An 18,341-nucleotide genomic window follows, 5' to 3' on the forward strand; every position below is an offset into this window, starting at 1 on the left:
GCGATCAGGGTTGTGGGATGCGCGATGCGCGTACCGCAGTCTACGGCACGCGCGCACGGTTTGCAGCGCGCGGTTGCGCGCGACGCGGCAAGCTCAGTCGGGTTCGAGTTCGGCAAACCGCGCGGCCAGAAAATCGAGCAGCGCGCGTACCGCAGGCAGCAACCCCCGGCGCGACGCGAACACCGCATGCACGATCTCGCGGCGCGGTGCCCAGTCGGGCAGCACGGTTACCAGCGCGCCGCGCGCGACCTCGTCGCGCACCATCATCGTCGGCAACTGCACGATGCCGACACCCGCGACGGCCGCCGCACGCAACGCGAGCATGCCGCCGGTCACAAAGCGCGGCAGGTGGTGGATTTCCGCATGCGCGCCGTCGGGCCCGCGCAGCCGCCACACGTGCGTGGACTGCGGGACGCCGTGATCGAGGCTCGGCAGGCGCGCGAGATCGGCGGGAACGGCCGGTGCGCCATGCTCGCGCAGCAGCGCGGGGCTCGCGACGAGGCACTGGCCGCGCTCGGCCAGCACGCGCAGCGCGAGATCGCTGTCCTCGAGCGGCGGTGGGCGTACGCGGATCGCGACGTCGATCCCTTCGCCGACCACGTCGACGCGCCGGTTGGTCGCTTCCAGATGAATCTCGACGCGCGGGCACGCGACCATGAACGCGGCGATCATCTCGCCGACGAGCGAATCGAGCAGCACGATCGGGCAACTGACGCGCACGATGCCCCGCGGCTCCTCGTGCAGCAGCGCGATCGCCTCGTCGGCCGCATCGGCCTCGACGAGCATCGCGCGGCAATGCGCGTAGTAGGTCTGGCCGACATCGGTAACGGTGAAGCGGCGCGTCGAGCGCTGGATCAGCCGCATCCCGAGCCGCGCCTCGAGCAGCGCGATGCGGCGGCTCAGCTTCGATTTCGGCATGTCCAGCGCACGCCCGGCCGGTGCGAAGCCGCCGTGTTCGACGACCTGCACGAAATAATAGAGATCGTTCAGATCCCGCGCTTTATCGTTCATGAAATGGAACGCTGAGTGCGATTTTGGCAGTCTACCGGATCGATCGTTCCACCTCTATATTCCTGTCCAGGATGCGAAACACGTGTTTCGCCGCAATTCGGAGAAGGCAATGAAGAAGATCCAGGGTGTGTACAGTGCGCCGCGCGGCCATTGGGTCGGCGACGGTTTCCCGGTGCGTTCGATGTTCAGCTACCAGTCTCACGGCGCGCATCTGAGCCCGTTCCTGCTGCTCGACTACGCCGGCCCGGCCACGTTCGAGCCGGGCTCGGCCTCGGCGCCGCGCGGTGTCGGCCAGCATCCGCACCGCGGGTTCGAGACGGTGACGATCGTCTATGACGGCGAGGTCGCGCACCGCGACTCGACCGGCGCGGGCGGCGTGATCGGCCCGGGTGACGTGCAGTGGATGACGGCCGCGAGCGGGATCCTGCACGAGGAATTCCACTCGGAAGGGTTCACGAAGCGTGGCGGCCCGCTCGAGATGGTCCAGCTGTGGGTGAACCTGCCCGCCAGGGACAAGATGGGGGCGCCCGGCTACCAGACGCTGCTGGATGCCGACATCCCCGTGGTCGAGCTGCCGGACGGCGCGGGGCGTGCGCGGATCATCGCGGGCGAGCTCGACGGGCGGCGCGGCCCGGCCCGCACGCATACGCCGATCGACGTATGGGACGTGCGGCTCGTGGCCGGCGGCCATGCGCGGTTCCCGGTCGCCGAAGGGCGCACGCTCGCGGTGGTCGTGCTGAGCGGTACCGTGCAGGTGAACGGCGAGACGGTCGCCCGCGAAGCGCAGTTCGTGCAGCTCGGCCGCGACGGCAGCGACGTCGAGATCGAAGCGAACGGCGACGCGAAGCTGCTGATCCTGAGCGGCGAACCGATCGATGAGCCGGTCGTCGGGTATGGGCCGTTCGTGATGAACTCGCAAGCGGAGATCCGCACCGCGATCGAGGACTTCAACAACGGCCGCTTCGGCCAGATGCCGGCATGACGGACAGGCCCCGCGTTATGCGGGGCCTTTTTTCGGGTGCGGGCGGCCGGTCGCGCGGCGCGTGCGCTTCGGGGCATAATCGACGGTTGCCGCGCGCCGGCCGGCGCGCCCGAATCAGGACCGACCATGAACGCATCCGCCGCATCCCCGAGCGCCGCCGATCTCGACTGGCGCTGGAAATCCTTCGACGCGCTGACGGCGCGCGAAGTCTATTCGATCCTCGAAGCCCGCAGCGCCGTGTTCGTCGTCGAGCAGAACTGCGTGTATCGCGACATCGACGACGCGGACCAGGCCGCCTGGCATCTGGCCGCATTCGATCCGGCCGGGCGGCTCGCCGGCTATCTGCGCGTGCTGTTGCCGGATGCGCAGAACACCGATGTCCGCATCGGCCGCGTGCTGACGACCGCCGCGTTTCGCGGCGCCGGCCTGGGCAACGGGCTGCTGTCGCGCGCCCTTGAGCATATTCGCGCGCAGTGGCCGGATACGCCGGTGAGCCTGCATGCGCAGGCCCACTTGCAGCGCTTTTACGGGGCATTCGGCTTCACGCCGAGTTCGGACGTGCACGACGAGGACGGCATCCCGCACGTGTGGATGAGCAGCGCACGCGCGTAATGCGCGCCGCGCCGCGCGGCAGTCAGTGCGCGGCGCGCGCGACCGACGGCGCGTCCGCGCGTTGCGCTGCCCGTTCGCCGATCAGGCGGCCGCGGGCGGACAGCCGCAGCCAGTGCCGCAGCGCGATCAGCGCGCCGATCACGCTCATCATCGAGCCGGGAATCCACAGCAGCAGGCCGCCGATCTGCTGGTCGCGCAGCGGGCTCAGCCACGTGAACGCGCGGCCGCAGATCGAGTAGATCGGATACAGCTCGTGCGGCGTGAAGAAGATCAGCGCGCCGAGTGCGATCTGCGGCGGGATCGCCGCGACGACGATCAGGATCCGGCGGCCCGGCGACAGCCGGGCCGGCGGCGCGGGGCGCGGATCGACGACGAGCCACCAGAACAGCAGCCCGTCGATCACCATGCTCCAGTTCATCACGCGATAGAGACGCCAGTCGAGCATCGCGATGAAGTGGATCGGCGACAGCAGCCAGAAATAGATCAGCCCGACGAACAGCACGACCGCGACGACGGGATGGAACACCACGTCGAGTGTCGCGCGCACGGGCGCCCATGCGAGGGCGGGGCGCACGAAGCGCTGCCGCCAGCGAAACGGGATGCCCGCGCGAATCGCCGCACCCGGATAGGACAGCGCGATGAAGAACGGCCCGAGGTGGTGCAGCACGAGGTGCTGCGCGCGGTGCAGGAAGAACTCGTGCTCGAAGAAATAGTCGAGCCGCGTATGCAGTGCGATGTAGAGCGCCGTCAGCCCGAACCAGAACGAGAACTGCCGCAGCGGCGACACCTTCGCCTTCTTCACGCCGCGCGCGAACAGCACGGCAGCGGTGAGCACCGCGATCACCACGGTCGGCGACGGTTCCCACGGATCGAGCCAGTACAGGAGGTTCATCGCGCGCGTATCACTTCGCCTGGGCCGGCGATTTCACGGCGAACGGCGCATCGACCGTTTCGCCGTCGGAGAATTTCAGGCGCAGGTGCACGGTGTCGCCCGGCTTGATCGCGTGCTTCGGCTCCTCGAGCATGAAGTGGTAGCCGCCCGGCGCGATGTCGACCTTGCCGCGTGCGGGGATCGTCAGCTTGTCGACCATTTCCATCTTCTGCGTCGAGCCGTTCGAGACGGTCTGGTGCAGCATCGCCATCCCGTAGTCGGGGCTGTCGACGTCGACGAGATCGACCGGCTTGTCGCCCGTGTTCACGATCGTCACGTAGCCGCCGGCCGGCAGCTTGTTCGGCAGCCAGCGCACCCATGCGTTCTGCGCGGTGACCGCACCGGCAGCATAGGCGTGGGTGCCGGCGCACAGCGCGGCGAGGAGGGCGAGCGTCTTGAGTGTTGTCTTCGTCTTCATGTCGTGAGAGGAATTCAGGTGGTGGAGGCGGTGTCGATGATCCGGCGCACATCGGCGGCGATGGCGTCGGGCGAGTCGCGGTCGGTCGCAAGCAGGCGGGCGCGGCCGGTTGCGTCGAAGATGTAGACGGCCGAGCTGTGCGTGACTTCGTAGCCGCCGGACGGATCGCGCTGTTCCATCTGGTACGCGACGCGATAGCGCTTCGCGAGCGATTCTATCTGGCGGTCGGTGCCGGTCAGGCCGCGTGCATGCGCGGCGTCGAACGCGGCGACATACGATTGCATCGCCTGCGGCGTGTCGCGTGCAGGATCGACCGAGACGAACAGGATGCGCACGTCGTTGGCCTGCGGGCCGAGCTTCGCCAGCACTTCCATCAGCCGTGCCATCGTTTCGGGGCAGACGTCGGGGCAGTGCGTGTAGCCGAAGTAGACGAGCGCGACCTGGCCGTGGAACGCATCGGCGTCGACGGGATGGCCGTCGCCGCCCGTCAGCGTGAACGACAGGTCGGGCAGGTGGCCGGTGACGTTGGTCAGGTTCCAGCGCGGCTCGTTGTGCGTGCACGCGGCGAGCGCCACGGCGGCGGCGAAGGCCGCGGCCGTGCGGATGAAGCGGGAGAAGCGCCGGTGCGGCGCTGGGCGGGCAGACGACATCCTGGGGCTCGATCGGACGGAAAGGTGACCGGCCGGCGCGATGCCAGGCGTCGCGCGGCAGGCGGTTGCGACTGTAGCGCAATTCGCGCGCCCGCGTCCTTTCGAAACCCGTACGGGGCGGACGAGCGGGGCAATATGTCGCAGTTGACGCAATCGGCGGCGCGCGGCTGGCGATGCGCCGGTTTCGCCCATCTCGGTGCGCAGGCGCGGTAAGATGCGCACAATTCCATTCGCGCAGCGGCGGTGCGGCGTTTGCCGGCCGGCCCTCAGACTATCGAATCGATGCAATCCGTTCCGGCTTCCCTGTCCCTGACCGATACCGCGTTCTTCTTCGACTTCGACGGCACGCTCGTCGAACTGGCGCCGACGCCCGACAGCATTCACGTTCCGCCGTCGCTGCTGACGCTGCTCGACGAGCTGCGGCACCGCTCGCACGGTGCGGTCGCGGTCGTGTCCGGGCGCGGTATCGACAACCTCGACGCGTTCCTCAAGATGCCCGGCCTGCCGATCGCAGGCCTGCACGGCGCGGAGCGCCGCGATGCGAACGGCGACACGCAGCGCATCGGCTTCAACGACGAACGCCTGCTGCGCATCGAGCGCGAGCTGGCGGCCGTCGTCGACCGCCATCCGGGCATGCTGCTCGAAATCAAGGGTGCGGCCGTTGCGCTGCATTACCGCAACGCGCCCGAGCGCGAGGCGGCTGCGCGCGCGGCCACCGAGCGCCTCGTCGCCGACTACGCCGATGCGTATGTGCTGCAGCCCGGCAAGATGGTGTTCGAGATCAAGCCGAAGGGTGTCGACAAGGGGCGCGCGCTGGCCGCGTTCCTCGACGAGCCGCCGTTCGCGGGCCGCGTGCCGCTGTTCGCGGGCGACGACCTGACCGACGAGAAGGGCTTCGCGGTGGTCAACGCGCGCGGCGGCCTGTCGATCAAGGTCGGCGCGGGCGAGACGTCCGCCCGCATGCGGCTCGATTCGGTCGACGCGCTGCATGAGCAGATCGCGCACTGGCTCGGTGCGGGGCAGCCGCACGCATGAGTCGCCTCATCATCGTTTCAAACCGCGTCGCACCGATTTCGGAAGGCGAACCGGCGGCAGGCGGCCTCGCGATCGGTGTCTACGATGCGCTGAAGGAGACGGGCGGCATGTGGTTCGGCTGGAGCGGCGAGGTCGTCGCGTCCGGCGCGCCGCAGATTCGCGTCGAGGAGCACGGGCCGGTCACGTTCGCGACCATCGGCCTGTCGCGGCGCGACTACGACCAGTATTACCGCGGCTTCTCGAACGCGACGCTGTGGCCCGCGTTTCACTACCGCACCGACCTGATCCAGTACGACCGTCACGAGTTCGAAGGCTACAGCCGCGTGAACGTGTGGCTCGCGCAGCAGCTCGTGCCGCTGCTGCAGGACGACGACGTGATCTGGGTGCACGACTATCACCTGATCCCGTTCGCGCGCGCGCTGCGCGCGGCCGGCGTGAAGAACCGCATCGGCTTCTTCCTGCACATCCCGTTTCCCGCCGCGCAGGTGCTCGTCAACGTGCCGCCGCATCGCGACCTGGTCGAGTCGCTGTGCGCGTTCGACCTGCTCGGTTTCCAGACCGAACCCGACCTGCGCGCATTCTGCGATTACGTCGAATCCGAAGCGGACGGCGTGTTCGAGCGCGACGGCCGCCTGGTGACGGTGCGCGCATTCGGCCGGAGGATGCGCGCGGCCGCGTATCCGATCGGCGTGCATCCGGACGAGATCGCGGCGCTCGCGCAGGCCGGCGAGCACGGCAAGGCGGTGCGCACGCTCGCGGCGTCGCTGCGGGGCCGCAAGCTGATCATGAGCGTCGACCGGCTCGATTACTCGAAAGGGCTCGTCGAGCGCTTCCGCGCGTTCGAGAAGCTGCTCGAGCACGAGCCGTCGCATCGCAATCGCGTGTCGTTCCTGCAGATCGCGCCGTCGACGCGAGCGGAGCTGCGCGCGTACCAGGACATCCGCCTGCAGCTCGAAGGAGAGTCGGGGCGCATCAACGGACGCTTCGCCGAGCTCGACTGGGCACCGATCCTCTATATCCATCGCCAGTACGACCGCCAGCTGCTCGCGGCGCTGTACCGGCTCGCGCGGGTCGGCTACGTGACACCGTTGCGCGACGGGATGAACCTCGTCGCGAAGGAGTACGTATCCGCGCAGGATCCGGACGATCCGGGCGTGCTCGTGCTGTCGCGCTTCGCGGGCGCCGCGCGCGAGCTGACGGGGGCGCTGATCGTCAATCCGATCGATATCGACGGGATGGCCGATGCGTTGTCGCAGGCGCTGACGATGCCGCTCGCCGAGCGGCGCGCGCGTTATACCGACATGATCGCGCAGCTTCGCGAGAACAACGTGTCGGTGTGGCGCGACAACTTCCTGCGCGATCTGCAGCAGGCGTAAACGACACCTCCCGCCGGAAATGAAAAAGCCGCAGTGCTGCTCGCACTGCGGCTTTTTTGCTGGCTGCGGGCCGGTGCGTCAAGCCACGCGTTCGCCGGTCGGCGTGCTGCCGTCGGGCGCCGCGTGATGGCGGCCGTGCTGCTTCGCGAGCAGGTCGCGGTACAGGCCGGGGCGGTTGCGCAGCACGTCGGGCGGCCCGTCGTCGATGACCTTGCCGTTGTTCATCACGATGATCCGGTCGAAGTTGCGCAGCGTCGACAGGCGGTGCGCGATCGCGATCACCGTGCGACCGACCATCAGGCGGTCGAGCGCGCTCTGGATCGCTTCCTCGGATGCGCTGTCGAGCGCGGACGTCGCTTCGTCGAGCAGCAGGATCGGCGCGTTCTTCAGGATCGCGCGCGCAATCGCGATGCGCTGGCGCTGGCCGCCCGACAGCTTGACGCCGCGGTCGCCGACGATCGTGTCATAGCCTTCCGGCATCGCTTCGATGAACTCCGCGCAGCGCGCGTCGCGCGCGGCCGCGAGCACTTCGTCGCGGGTCGCTTCGGGGCGGCCGTACGCGATGTTGTCGTAGATCGTCCGGTGCAGCAGCGAGATGTCCTGCGGCACGAGCGCGATCGCGTGGCGCAGGCTGTCCTGCGTGATCGACTTCACGTCCTGGCCGTCCACCTGCACGACGCCGTCCTGCGTGTCGTAGAAGCGCTGCAGCAGCGCGAGCACGGTCGACTTGCCGGCGCCCGACTTGCCGATCAGGCCGACGCGCTGGCCCGGCTCGATATGGAGATCGAAATGGTCGAGGATCGCGCGGCGGTGCGGATACGCGAACGTCACGCGCTCGAAGTCGACGCGGCCGCCCTTGGCCGACAGCGGCTGGGCGTCCGAACGATCGGGCATCCCGTGCGGCTCGAGCAACGTCTTGACGGCTTCGGACAGGCGCGCGACGTGCTGGGTGACGTCGACGAGCGCGACCGCGAGGTCGCGCGTGCCGTGCAGGATCGTGAAGCCGAGCGAGCTGACGAGCACGATGTCGCCGGACGTCGCGCGGCCCTGGTCCCACAGCCACAGCGCCCAGCCGAGCAGGCCGGCGGACAGCATCGCGGTGATCACCGCATGCAGCAGGCGCAGCTTTTCGAGATAGAGCAGGCTTTGCTGGCGCGCATCCATCTCGGCCTTGACCGTTGCGCCGAAGCGCTTCTGTTCGCGCAGCGTCATCCCGAACGCACGCACGAGGCCCATGTTGCCGATCACGTCGACGAGTTCGCCGTCGACCGCGGCGGCCTTCGCCGCGAACGCGTGATGGCGGGCCGAGCCGCGCCCGGCGAGCTTGAACAGGATCACCGACAGCACGGCCGAACAGCCGAGCAGGCCGGCGGCCATCATCGGATTGACGACGATGATCATCAGGATCGCGCCCATCACCGCGATGCACGGCGGCAGCACGTTCCACGCCATCGTGTTCTCCGACGTGTAGACGGCGTTCGACGTGGCCGTGATGCGGCTCGCGAGCGTGCCCGGCTGCTTTTCGGAGTAGTAGGTCGGCGAATGGCCGATCAGGTACTGGAACAGGTCGCGCCGCAGGTCGCCGGTGACCGCGACGAACGTATGCGCGGCGACCCAGCCGCCGACACGCCACAGCAGGTTGTCGGCCGCGATCAGCCCGACGAGCAGCGCGAATGCGCTCCACAGCGGGCCGGGGTGATGACGCCCGGTCGCCAGCACGTCGATCAGGTGCTTGATCGCGTATTGCGAGCCGAGCGCGCAGCCGACGGCGGCCAGCACGCTGCAGAGCACGATCAGGTGGGCAACGGGATGCAGGCGGATGTAGCGGAACAGGAACGCGATCGGCCGGTGCGCGTAGCTCGACAGCTTCGCGTTGTGGGCGTTGCGCTGGGCAGGGGTGAGAGATTCCAAAATATGCGTGCGGTGATTCGGTGATTGAGCGGTGCGGCGGGATCGCTTGCCGGCGTTCGCCCGGACTGAATAATCCGGCATTGTAAACAAGGCCGTGCGCTGCGCTGCGCGAATCTTGCCTCGGCCAGGGGTGCTCGATCGATTTTGAGATAAAATCCGGCATCCCGTCCTGTCTCATGTGCCGGAATCACGCTGCCGGCAGTCACGGGGGCAAGGAATGCCAAAAGGGCCTTCCACTCTAGAACGGACGCCCAAGTCCGCGGGTTGCAAAGTGTTGCACCTTTGTAACAAAGTAAAGTGTTTGAAATGTTGTGCGCCGTATCGGGATTAACCCTAGATAATCGGCTCCGGGTTCGATTCCAGGTTTTTTACGAACCCCTGTCAACGGGTCTTCGTTTCAAACGTTCTATGCCTGTCGCGTCGCCGACGCTCCTTGAGCAGCGCGGGTTTGACGCCCCCGGCAGGCTGATTCGTCCGACTTTTCGGACGAAATGCATCCAGCCCGGACCGCCGGCAGGTTGCCGACCCATACCTGGTTTTTAGCCGATTTTTTAGGAGTTACGCATGCGAATCGCCCAAATCGCTCCGTTGCACGAAGCGGTGCCCCCGAAACTGTACGGTGGTACCGAGCGAGTGGTGTCCTACCTCACCGAAGCACTTGTCGAGATGGGGCATGACGTTACGCTCTTCGCGAGCGGCGATTCGCAAACCTCCGCGAAGCTCGAAGCGTGCTGGCCGCAGGCGCTGCGCCTCGACCCGACGATCCGTGACGTGATGGCCCCGCACATGCTGCTCCTCGAGCAGGTGCGCCGCCGCGCGGAAGAGTTCGACGTCCTGCACTGCCACATCGACTACTACCCGTTCTCGCTGTTCTCGCGCCAGCCGGTCCCGCATCTGACGACGATGCACGGCCGTCTCGACCTGCCGGAACTGCAGCCGATCTTCAATGCATTCAGCGACGTGCCGGTCGTGTCGATCTCCGACAACCAGCGCATCCCGCTGCCGCAGGCGAACTGGCTGTCGACCGTTTACCACGGCCTGCCGGAAAACCTGCTGACGCCGATCCCGAACGTGAAGCCGAGCTATCTCGCGTTCCTCGGCCGCATCTCGCCGGAGAAGCGCGTCGACACGGCGATCCGAATCGCCGAGCAGGCCGGCCTGCCGATCAAGATCGCCGCGAAGCTCGACAAGGCTGACCGCGCGTACTACGAAGAGAAGATCAAGCCGCTGTTCGCGCTGCCGCACGTCGAGTACATCGGCGAAATCAGCGAAGCCGAAAAGACGGAATTCCTGGGCAACGCGCACGCGCTGCTGTTCCCGATCGACTGGCCGGAGCCCTTCGGCCTGGTGATGATCGAGGCAATGGCCTGCGGCACGCCGGTGATCGCGTTCAAGCGCGGCTCGGTGCCGGAAGTGATCGACAACGGCGTGTCGGGCTTCGTCGTCGAAGACGAACTGTCGGCCGTCGCGGCGCTCAAGCGCCTCGATACGCTGCCGCGCGAGAAGGTCCGCGCCGCGTTCGAAGCACGCTTCTCGTCGAAGGTGATGGCGCAGAACTACGTGAAGGGCTACGAGGAACTGCTGCGCCAGAAGCGTCGCACGGTGCTCCGCGAAGTCAACGCAGGCTGATTGCGGGCCGCCGCCTGGCGGCGCGCGGCTTGCCAACGACGCCCCGTCCGGGTTTCCGGCGGGGCGTTGTCACATCCGCGGCGCGGATCTGTTGTATTCTCGCCGCGCCCGACGCCGCGAACGGCCCCCGAAGCGGGCCGGCATGGCATCCAGCCGTCTGTCCAGACGGTAATGTCCCTATAATGGCCGTGCCGTGAAATCCGGCCCCGCACGAATATCCAGAGGAGAGCAGTCTTGGCGAGAACGAAATCCACGCGCGCAGCGCCGGCCCCCGGCGCCGGTGTCATCTTCGCGTTGCGTGCGATCGGTCTCGTGCTGCTCGCGCGCTGGCTGTTCTCGATGTCCCAGATGGGCTATCGCTCGTCGCTGTCCGCGATGGTGTCGTCGCCCTGGGCGTTCGTCTACCTCCTGCTGATCTTCCTGCTGCTCGCGCTGCCGGGTGCCGTCGCGCGCGCCGAGCGGCCGTTCCATCCGCTGCCGCAGTGGCTGCGCCAGGCGCTGCGCGTCTTCGCGCTGATCGGTTTCCTGTTCGCGGTCTGGTCGATCGGCATGTTCGTCTGGGTGGATGGCTGGCGCCTCGCGCTGCATGCCGTGACGGCGACCAACGGCTGGCTCGTTGCCGCCCCGGCGCTTTATGCGGCGATCGTCTGGATCTGCCGCCCGCGGCCGCTGTGGCGGACCAACGTGGCGGCCCGCCGCTTCGCGGTCGGCCGTTATGCGATTTCGCTCGACGTGCTGACGCGCACCGCGATCGTCTGGATGGAAAGCCGCAAGGTCGGCCAGTACGACGCGCGCGAACTGTCGGTGCGCTGGCCCGGCCGTACGGCGCCTGCCGCCGGCGAAGGGGCGACGGGAGGACAGCCCTCGGTCGTGCCGCCGCGCCGCGGCGGCCTGTTCAATCGACCGAAGGTCGAGCTGCTGTGGGATTCGCCGGCGGCCGTCGGCCATAACCGGCAGATCGTCATGCGCGCGCCGCTCGCGACCGAAGGCGATCGCGTCGCGGTGCTCGCGCTCGACGCCGCGCTCAAACAGATCGTCTGACAAGTCCCCGCGCACGGCGTGCGGGCGCGGGGGATTGGGGCGGACGGTCAGGAATGGCCGGACAGGTGCGGCCGAGTCTCGATCTGGCCGGCCGGATTCCCATCGCCATCCCGATCCGGATCCTGTCCGACACGAACAGCGTTTTCCGCCGGACACCCGCCAGCCGCGCCCCGCCGCTCGTCTTGGGCCCGGCCCGGCCGGGCGATTCAGCCGCCCGGTCCGTTTCGCGCTCAGCGCACGAGGCAGGGGCGCTTGTTGTTGAAAGTCCACCCCGGAATCAGGTACTGCATCGCCGCCGCGTCGTCGCGGGCACCGAGCCCGTGCTGCTTGTACAACTCGTGCGCGACCGCGACGGCATCCATGTCGATATCGATGCCGAGACCCGGCCGCTTCGGCACGTCCACCAGCCCGTTCTCGATCTTCAGCGGCTCGCGCGTCAGGCGCTCGCCGTCCTGCCAGATCCAGTGCGTGTCGATCGCGGTGACCTGGCCCGGTGCGGCGGCCGCGACATGCGTGAACATCGCGAGCGACACGTCGAAGTGGTTGTTCGAGTGCGAGCCCCACGTGAGGCCCCAGTCGCGACACATCTGCGCGACGCGCACCGAACCCTGCATCGTCCAGAAATGCGGATCGGCGAGCGGAATGTCGACGGCCTGCAACTGCACCGCGTGGCCCATCTGCCGCCAGTCGGTCGCAATCATGTTGGTTGCCGTCGGCAGCCCCGTCGCGCGGCGGAATTCGGCCATCACCTCGCGGCCCGAGTAGCCGTTCTCGGCGCCGCACGGATCTTCCGCGTAGGCGAGCACGTGATGCTGGTCGCGACACAGCCGCACGGCCTCGTCGAGCGACCATGCGCCGTTCGGGTCGAGCGTCACGCGCGCGTCGGGGAAGCGCTCGGCGAGCGCCGTCACGGCCTCGATCTCGCTCGCACCTTCGAATACGCCGCCCTTCAGCTTGAAGTCGTTGAAGCCGTAGCGCGCATGCGCGGCTTCGGCGAGCCGCACGACGGCCTCGGGCGTCAGCGCGGCTGCGTCACGCACACGCGTCCAGTCGTCGGTCGCGCCGCTGCCGTCCCGGTAGGGCAGCGCGGTCTTCGTGCGATCGCCGACGTAGAACAGGTAGCCGAGCATTTCGACGCGCTCGCGCTGCTGGCCCTCGCCGAGCAGCGCGGCGACCGGCACGCCGAGATGCTGGCCGAGCAGGTCGAGCAGCGCGGCCTCGAGCGCGGTGACCGCGTGGATCGTCGTGCGCAGGTCGAAGGTCTGCAGACCGCGGCCGCTCGCGTCGCGGTCGGCGAAGGTGCGCCGCACGTCGTTGAGCACCGCATGGTAATTGCCGACCGGCTGGCCGACGACGAGCGCACGCGCATCGTCGAGCGTGCGGCGGATGCTTTCGCCGCCGGGCACTTCGCCGACGCCGGTCCGGCCCGCGCTGTCCTTCAGGATCACGAGGTTGCGGGTGAAGAACGGGCCGTGTGCGCCGCTCAGGTTGAGCAGCATGCTGTCGTGGCCGGCGACCGGAATCGCTTGCAGGTCGACGATGCGCGGCGTGTCGTGGGAGGGCGAGGCAGTGACGGCGTTCATGGGCGGCGATGGCAGAAGGGTGGGCAATGCCGTGCGGCAAAAGCTTTGCCGCGCGCGGCAGGAGGTGCGATCATTCGACAACCGACGTGCGCGGCGCGCAAGCCCCCGCAGGTCGACGCAACCCGGAACGGGGTGGGAGCGACAACCTGACCAGCGGAGCGCAGAACGCGAAAGCTGGCTGATCGTAAGGCATGGGACCAGGCAGTGCCGGCGTGCGCGCTTGAGTCGACAGGAGATCCGTGTTTTGATCATCAGTCGTCGGATGACTTGTGACGCAGTATAATGAATCACCGGCTTTCGCTCAAACCCCGCGTAAACCCTCGGCTCACATTACGATCATTCAAAAAGGAACCGGCCTCATGTCCGTGCCTACGCTTCCCGCAGCGCCGCGCCGTCGCGCACGCAGCCTCGCACAAGATGTCGTCGACGCGCTGACCGCGCAGATCGAAAACGGCACGCTGCGTCCCGGCGACAAGCTGCCGACCGAAACCGAAGTCATGGCGGCGCAGGGCGTGAGCCGTACGGTCGTGCGGGAGGCCATCTCGCGGATGCAGGCGAGCGGCCTCATCGAGACGCGCCACGGCATCGGCAGCTTCGTGCTGGAGCCGTCGCGCCGCCAGACGCTCGGGATCGACCCGGCGACGATCACGACGCTGCGCGACGTGCTCGCGGTGCTGGAACTGCGCATCAGCCTCGAGAGCGAATGCGCGAGCCTCGCCGCGCAGCGCGCGAACGATACCGACCTGGTCGCGCTGCGGCGCGCGCTCGACGCGATCGCAACGGGGGCGGGCGGCGGCCGCGACACGGCGCAGCTCGATTTCCAGTTCCACCTGCAGATCGCGCAATCCACCGGCAACCGCTATTTCGTCGACATCATGACGCAGCTCGGCACGTCGATCATCCCGCGCACGCGCGTGAATTCGGCCCGCTTTGCCGGTGACGATCTGGAGCGATACGTCGGCCGGCTGAACCACGAGCACGAGGACATCTACGAGGCGATCGCGCGCCACGACCCGGAGGCCGCACGCGCCGCGATGCGCACGCACCTCACCAACAGCCGCGAGCGGCTGCGCCGTGCGCACGAGGCGGCCGAGGCCGAGCGCGACACGCAGGCCGGCTGATGCGGCGGGCGGCGCGTCCGCCCGGTCGAATCGCATCAACATCAGTCGTCATACGAGATCGATATCCGTTCGTCGATCTCCGCGGCCGGGCGGCCTGTCCGCCGCCGGCCGCCGGCACCGCCGATCAGCCTCCCTTCGTCGTGATCGTCTTCCACGCGCCGCTCTTCACCTGGTACAGCGTCGACATCCCGCTCTTCAGCGAACCGTCGCTCGCGAACGAGATGCGGCCGGTGACGCCTTCGAAGTCGATCTTCTTCAGCGCCGGACGATAGACCTTCGGGTCGGTCGAGCCGGCCGCCTGCATCGCCTTGATCGCCGCCCACGCGGCGTCGTAGCCGAACTGCGCGTACGACAGCACGTCGACGCCGAAGCGCTTCTTGAAACGCTGCTCGAAATCCTTCCCTTGCGGCAGCTCGTCGAGCGGCCGGCCGTATTCCCATGCCATCGCGCCTTCGGCGGCCGGGCCCGCGATCTTGATGAACTCGTTGTCCTTCACGCCGCCGCCGCCGACGAACTGCGCGTTCAGCCCGAGCTGGCGCATCTGCTTGATGAAGTTCGCGGCGAGCGAATCGAGGCCGCCGAAGAAGATCAGGTCGGGATTCTTGGCCTTCAGGCTCGTGATCTGCGCGCGAAAGTCGACCGCCTGGTTGCTGGTGAATTCGCGGCCGATGAGGTTCCCGCCGGCGGCCTTCACGGCCTTCTCGAACTCGTCGGCCTCGCCCTGGCCGAACGCGGTGCGGTCGTCGATGATCGCGATGCGCTTCGCCTTCGTCACGTCGACCGCGTACTTGCCCGCGTTGCCGGCGTTCTGGCCGTCGGTCGCGATCACCATGAACATGTTCGCCAGCCCGCGCGAGGTGAGCGTCGGGTTGGTCGCCGCCGGATCGATCACCGGGATGCCGGCCTTGTCGTAGACGACCGAGGCCGGAATCGTCGTCCCCGAGTTGAAATGGCCGACCACGACCGACACGTTCTGGTCGACGAGCGCCTGCGCGGCCTGCACGCCGATGCGCGGGTCGGCCTGGTCGTCCTGCACGACGAGGTTGAAGTGCGCGGGCTTGCCGGCGATCTGCACCTTCTGCGCGGCGGCATCGTCGAGCGCGAGCTGCACGCCGTTCTGCAGGTCCTTGCCGTAGCCGGCGTTCACGCCCGTGAGCGGCGCGGCGAAACCGACCTTCACGTCGGTCGTGTCGGCGGCCCGGGCGGCCTGTTGCGAGAGGAGGGCAAGCGCGGATGCAATCGACACCGACAGCAGGGAATGACGGAATTTCATGTTGTTCCTCTTGTTCGATACCTGCGAGTAAGTACCGCACACGTTCGGGATGGCTGAACGCGTGCGACGGGCGGGCGGTTCGACCGCTTCTCGGAATCGGGCGGGGAGGTCGGCATCGTGATCCTCGGAAGAATCTCCCGTCAGGCTCGGCGAAGAGCCCCGATCGTTTCGATATATAGGTCGCCGATATGCGTGGGTCTTGGCAATTTGCCGCGCATTCGATGCGGATTTGCGCATAGCTTCCGCGCGTGCGGAGGCAGCCGGTATCGGGAGTTTCCCGTCGCGAACGGAGCGGGCGGAGAGGAGGAGTGGAGGTGGGGGGAGGCAGCGCGGCCCGCCGGGGCCGCGCCGCCTCACATGAGGCCGTCAGTCGGACAGCGCGTCCGATGCGGCTTCGGCATCGTCGTGCGATGCGTGCGTGCGGATCAGCGGATCGCTGGTGCTCGGGCGCCCCGTCTCGACGTGGCCCGCGAAGCGGCGCAGGAAGCCGAGCAGCCGGCCGTCGCTGACGGTCAGGTCGTACCAGCCGTGGCTGCCGCGCAGATCCCAGTAGTCGTCGATCTGCTGGCCCGGCGCGAGATCGAACGTGCGCGCGCGGCCGTGGCCGTATGCGTTCGTGACCTTGAGCCGCACCGCCTTGTGGCCGCGGTTCATCAGGCGCAGCGTGATGTTGCCGTTCGCGACGTCATAGCCGTAGATCACCTCGGGGTTCACGTTCGCGCTGCCGACGCCGGTCGCGAACGGGCCGCGGAAATGGCAGTAGAAGCCGTTCGGGCCGTACACGTCGAGGTCGTACAGGCCGAGCGACGCCGCGGCGCTCCACGTGTCGGCGATTCGCTTGCCGGCTTCGACGGTGTACGCCCACGGGCCGTCGAGGCGGTTGCGTGACTGCACCTGGAACGCGGCGCCCGCCCGGCCCGTGTTCGCGAAGGTCAGCCGGAACTGGCCGTTGACCGATTCGACGCGGCCGTGCACGAACAGCTCGTAAGGCAGCGCGCGCGCCGGCCGCAGTCCGGCCTCCTGCTTCGGCAGCTTCTGCAGTACCGGCGGCACGGGGATGTAGTCCGGGTGGCGCAGGCGGTCGGGCGGCGCGTAGCCGCTCGTATCCGGCAGCGTCGGCCAGCCGGCGTCGGCCGTCGCGAAATCGAACGCGGCGGTCAGGTCGCCGCACACCGCGCGACGCCACGGCGACACGTTGGCCGCCTTGACCGGGTATTGCGCGCCGAAACGGGCCTCGATGAATTGCAGCAGCGACGTGTGATCGAAGGTCTGCGAGCAGACCCAGCCGCCTTTCGTCCACGGCGACACGACGAGCATCGGCACGCGCGGCCCGAGCCCATACGGGCCGGCCATGTGCGATGCGTCGCCGGGGAATACCTCGTTGGTCGTCGCGACCGTCGACAGCCCGTTGTCGCGCGACTGCGGCGCGAACGGCGGCTGCACGTGGTCGAAGAAGCCGTCGTTTTCGTCGTACGTGATGAAGAGCGCGGTCTTGCTCCATACGTCCGGATTCGACACGAGCGCCTTCAGCACCTGCTCGATGTACCACGCACCGTAGTTCGCCGGCCAGTTCGGGTGCTCGGAATACGCTTCCGGCGCGCAGATCCACGACACCTGCGGCAGCGTGCCGTTCTTCACGTCCTGCTGCAGGACGTCGAACAGCGTGCCGCCGGCGCTGATGTTGGTGCCGGTGCGCGCCTTGTCGTACAGCGGCGTGCCGGGCAACGCGGTGCGGTACTGGTTGAAGTAGAGCAGCGAGTTGTCGCCGTAGTTGCCGATGTACGGGTTCTGCGTCCAGCCCCACGAGCCGTTCGCGTCGAGCCCCGTGCCGATGTCCTGGTAGATCTTCCACGACACGCCGGCCTGTTCGAGCACCTCCGGATAGGTCGTCCAGCCGTAGCCCTTTTCCTCGTTGCCGAGCACCGGGCCGCCGCCCGTGCCGTCGTTGCCGACGTAGCCCGTCCACATGTAGTAGCGGTTCGGGTCGGTCGAGCTCGGGATCGCGCAGTGGTACGCGTCGCAGATCGTGAACGCGTCGGCGAGCTGGTAGTGGAACGGGATGTCGTCGCGTTTCAGGTACGCCATCGTCGTGGTGCCCTTGTTCGGCACCCACTGGTCGTAGCGGCCCTTGTTCCATGCCGCGTGCATGTCCTGCCAGCCGTGCGGCAGGTCCTGCAGGAACTGCAGGCCGAGCTTGTCCGCGCCCGGATGGAACGGCAGCAGTTCGGCCGGGCCGACCGGCTGGTGGAACACCGACTTGCCGTTCGCGAGGCGCAGCGGGCGCGGGTCGCCAAAGCCACGGACACCGCGCATCGTGCCGAAGTAGTGGTCGAACGAGCGGTTCTCCTGCATCAGGATCACGATGTGTTCGATATCGCGGATGGTGCCGGTGCGGCGGTTCGCGGGAATCGCGAGCGCATCGCGGATCACGGGCGGGAACAGGTTCAGCGCGGCGGCGCCGGCGGTGCCGGCAGCGACGCGCAGGAAGTCACGACGGTTCGATCGGGTCATGGTCGTTATCGTGGGGTAAAGAGGGAGCCGATTGGCGGGACCAGCGGGAACGGCGCACACCGGGTCGCAGGATGCGGCTGCGTTGGTGCGTGCCGCCGCGAGCATAGCGAGGAATCGGTGTCATTCATGTGAAGTCCGGAAACGTTTGCATCCGCATCGAAGCGATATCGACGCAGCGTCGGGGCATATCGCGAACGGTCGTGGTGACGCAGGGGGAGAGCGGGAAAGCGGGACAACAGGAAAGCAGGAAAGCAGGA

General features: G+C 67.9%; 15 protein-coding genes. 7 read left to right on the forward strand and 8 right to left on the reverse strand.

Annotation, left to right across the window (positions count from 1 at the left end; all coding sequences use genetic code 11):
- Positions 1 to 93: 93 nt before the first annotated feature.
- Positions 94 to 1,011, reverse strand: a complete 918-nt coding sequence (locus FOZ70_RS15380; protein ID WP_021163092.1) for a LysR family transcriptional regulator — start codon at positions 1,009 to 1,011, stop codon at positions 94 to 96.
- Positions 1,012 to 1,120: 109 nt separating this feature from the next.
- On the opposite strand from FOZ70_RS15380, the gene FOZ70_RS15385 reads away from it, so the two are divergent.
- Positions 1,121 to 1,993, forward strand: a complete 873-nt coding sequence (locus tag FOZ70_RS15385; protein WP_027787992.1) for a pirin family protein — start codon at positions 1,121 to 1,123, stop codon at positions 1,991 to 1,993.
- Positions 1,994 to 2,119: 126 nt separating this feature from the next.
- Entirely contained in the window at positions 2,120 to 2,605 is a 486-nt protein-coding gene (locus tag FOZ70_RS15390) for a GNAT family N-acetyltransferase (protein ID WP_021163094.1), read from the forward strand.
- 22 nt (positions 2,606 to 2,627) lie between these two features.
- Here the strand turns inward: FOZ70_RS15390 and FOZ70_RS15395 are convergent, their stop codons facing one another.
- From FOZ70_RS15395 to FOZ70_RS15405, 3 genes are read right to left on the reverse strand one after another with little or no spacing between them, the layout of a single operon-like run.
- A complete protein-coding gene (locus FOZ70_RS15395; protein ID WP_021163095.1) occupies positions 2,628 to 3,497 on the reverse strand; it encodes a cytochrome c oxidase assembly protein in 870 nt (289 codons plus the stop codon).
- Positions 3,498 to 3,507: 10 nt separating this feature from the next.
- The gene (locus tag FOZ70_RS15400) at positions 3,508 to 3,954 is read right to left on the reverse strand and encodes a copper chaperone PCu(A)C (RefSeq protein ID WP_060376568.1); all 447 of its coding nucleotides are present in this window, start codon (positions 3,952 to 3,954) and stop codon (positions 3,508 to 3,510) included.
- Positions 3,955 to 3,968: 14 nt separating this feature from the next.
- Positions 3,969 to 4,604, reverse strand: coding sequence for an SCO family protein (locus FOZ70_RS15405; protein WP_219706200.1), 636 nt, complete (start codon positions 4,602 to 4,604; stop codon positions 3,969 to 3,971).
- Positions 4,605 to 4,886: 282 nt separating this feature from the next.
- Here FOZ70_RS15405 and otsB point away from each other — a divergent pair, with 282 nt between their 5' ends.
- Together otsB and otsA are read left to right on the forward strand one after the other, a co-directional pair.
- Positions 4,887 to 5,639, forward strand: a complete 753-nt coding sequence (gene otsB, locus FOZ70_RS15410) for a trehalose-phosphatase (RefSeq protein ID WP_021163098.1) — start codon at positions 4,887 to 4,889, stop codon at positions 5,637 to 5,639.
- Positions 5,636 to 7,015: an alpha,alpha-trehalose-phosphate synthase (UDP-forming) gene (gene otsA / locus FOZ70_RS15415; protein ID WP_219706201.1), complete on the forward strand. Its 1,380-nt coding sequence runs from the start codon at positions 5,636 to 5,638 to the stop codon at positions 7,013 to 7,015. Before otsB ends, otsA begins: the two co-directional genes overlap by 4 nt.
- A gap of 78 nt (positions 7,016 to 7,093) precedes the next feature.
- On the opposite strand, the gene FOZ70_RS15420 is transcribed toward otsA, so the two are convergent.
- A complete protein-coding gene (locus FOZ70_RS15420; RefSeq protein ID WP_042977612.1) occupies positions 7,094 to 8,926 on the reverse strand; it encodes an ABC transporter ATP-binding protein in 1,833 nt (610 codons plus the stop codon).
- Between the two features lie 564 nt (positions 8,927 to 9,490).
- Here FOZ70_RS15420 and FOZ70_RS15425 point away from each other — a divergent pair.
- Both FOZ70_RS15425 and FOZ70_RS15430 read left to right on the forward strand, forming a co-directional pair.
- Entirely contained in the window at positions 9,491 to 10,555 is a 1,065-nt protein-coding gene (locus tag FOZ70_RS15425) for a glycosyltransferase family 4 protein (protein WP_027787985.1), read from the forward strand.
- Between the two features lie 234 nt (positions 10,556 to 10,789).
- Positions 10,790 to 11,596 carry a hypothetical protein gene (locus FOZ70_RS15430; RefSeq protein ID WP_021163102.1) on the forward strand — a complete coding sequence of 269 codons (807 nt, stop codon included), beginning with the start codon at positions 10,790 to 10,792 and terminating at the stop codon, positions 11,594 to 11,596.
- Positions 11,597 to 11,826: 230 nt separating this feature from the next.
- Here FOZ70_RS15430 and gudD read toward each other — a convergent pair whose 3' ends face one another.
- A complete protein-coding gene (gudD, locus tag FOZ70_RS15435; protein WP_048022991.1) occupies positions 11,827 to 13,179 on the reverse strand; it encodes a glucarate dehydratase in 1,353 nt (450 codons plus the stop codon).
- Positions 13,180 to 13,538: 359 nt separating this feature from the next.
- Here gudD and FOZ70_RS15440 point away from each other — a divergent pair, with 359 nt between their 5' ends.
- Positions 13,539 to 14,300 carry a FadR/GntR family transcriptional regulator gene (locus tag FOZ70_RS15440; protein ID WP_021163105.1) on the forward strand — a complete coding sequence of 254 codons (762 nt, stop codon included), beginning with the start codon at positions 13,539 to 13,541 and terminating at the stop codon, positions 14,298 to 14,300.
- A gap of 124 nt (positions 14,301 to 14,424) precedes the next feature.
- Here the strand turns inward: FOZ70_RS15440 and FOZ70_RS15445 are convergent, their stop codons facing one another.
- Positions 14,425 to 15,573, reverse strand: coding sequence for a branched-chain amino acid ABC transporter substrate-binding protein (locus FOZ70_RS15445; RefSeq protein ID WP_042977615.1), 1,149 nt, complete (start codon positions 15,571 to 15,573; stop codon positions 14,425 to 14,427).
- Between the two features lie 366 nt (positions 15,574 to 15,939).
- Positions 15,940 to 18,084, reverse strand: a complete 2,145-nt coding sequence (locus FOZ70_RS15450; RefSeq protein ID WP_021163108.1) for a phospholipase C, phosphocholine-specific — start codon at positions 18,082 to 18,084, stop codon at positions 15,940 to 15,942.
- Positions 18,085 to 18,341 lie beyond the last annotated feature (257 nt).

This window comes from Burkholderia sp. COPS, from assembly GCF_019425585.1.
Lineage (GTDB): Bacteria > Pseudomonadota > Gammaproteobacteria > Burkholderiales > Burkholderiaceae > Burkholderia > Burkholderia cepacia.

What these genes read in the sequence shown, in the direction of transcription:
- FOZ70_RS15380 (WP_021163092.1), bottom strand. Translation starts at nt 1,011, where the DNA reads ATGAACGATAAAGCGCGGGATCTGAACGATCTCTATTATTTCGTGCAG.
- FOZ70_RS15385 (WP_027787992.1), top strand. Translation starts at nt 1,121, where the DNA reads ATGAAGAAGATCCAGGGTGTGTACAGTGCGCCGCGCGGCCATTGGGTC.
- FOZ70_RS15390 (WP_021163094.1), top strand. Translation starts at nt 2,120, where the DNA reads ATGAACGCATCCGCCGCATCCCCGAGCGCCGCCGATCTCGACTGGCGC.
- FOZ70_RS15395 (WP_021163095.1), bottom strand. Translation starts at nt 3,497, where the DNA reads ATGAACCTCCTGTACTGGCTCGATCCGTGGGAACCGTCGCCGACCGTG.
- FOZ70_RS15400 (WP_060376568.1), bottom strand. Translation starts at nt 3,954, where the DNA reads ATGAAGACGAAGACAACACTCAAGACGCTCGCCCTCCTCGCCGCGCTG.
- FOZ70_RS15405 (WP_219706200.1), bottom strand. Translation starts at nt 4,604, where the DNA reads ATGTCGTCTGCCCGCCCAGCGCCGCACCGGCGCTTCTCCCGCTTCATC.
- otsB (WP_021163098.1), top strand. Translation starts at nt 4,887, where the DNA reads ATGCAATCCGTTCCGGCTTCCCTGTCCCTGACCGATACCGCGTTCTTC.
- otsA (WP_219706201.1), top strand. Translation starts at nt 5,636, where the DNA reads ATGAGTCGCCTCATCATCGTTTCAAACCGCGTCGCACCGATTTCGGAA.
- FOZ70_RS15425 (WP_027787985.1), top strand. Translation starts at nt 9,491, where the DNA reads ATGCGAATCGCCCAAATCGCTCCGTTGCACGAAGCGGTGCCCCCGAAA.
- gudD (WP_048022991.1), bottom strand. Translation starts at nt 13,179, where the DNA reads ATGAACGCCGTCACTGCCTCGCCCTCCCACGACACGCCGCGCATCGTC.
- FOZ70_RS15440 (WP_021163105.1), top strand. Translation starts at nt 13,539, where the DNA reads ATGTCCGTGCCTACGCTTCCCGCAGCGCCGCGCCGTCGCGCACGCAGC.
- FOZ70_RS15445 (WP_042977615.1), bottom strand. Translation starts at nt 15,573, where the DNA reads ATGAAATTCCGTCATTCCCTGCTGTCGGTGTCGATTGCATCCGCGCTT.
- FOZ70_RS15450 (WP_021163108.1), bottom strand. Translation starts at nt 18,084, where the DNA reads ATGACCCGATCGAACCGTCGTGACTTCCTGCGCGTCGCTGCCGGCACC.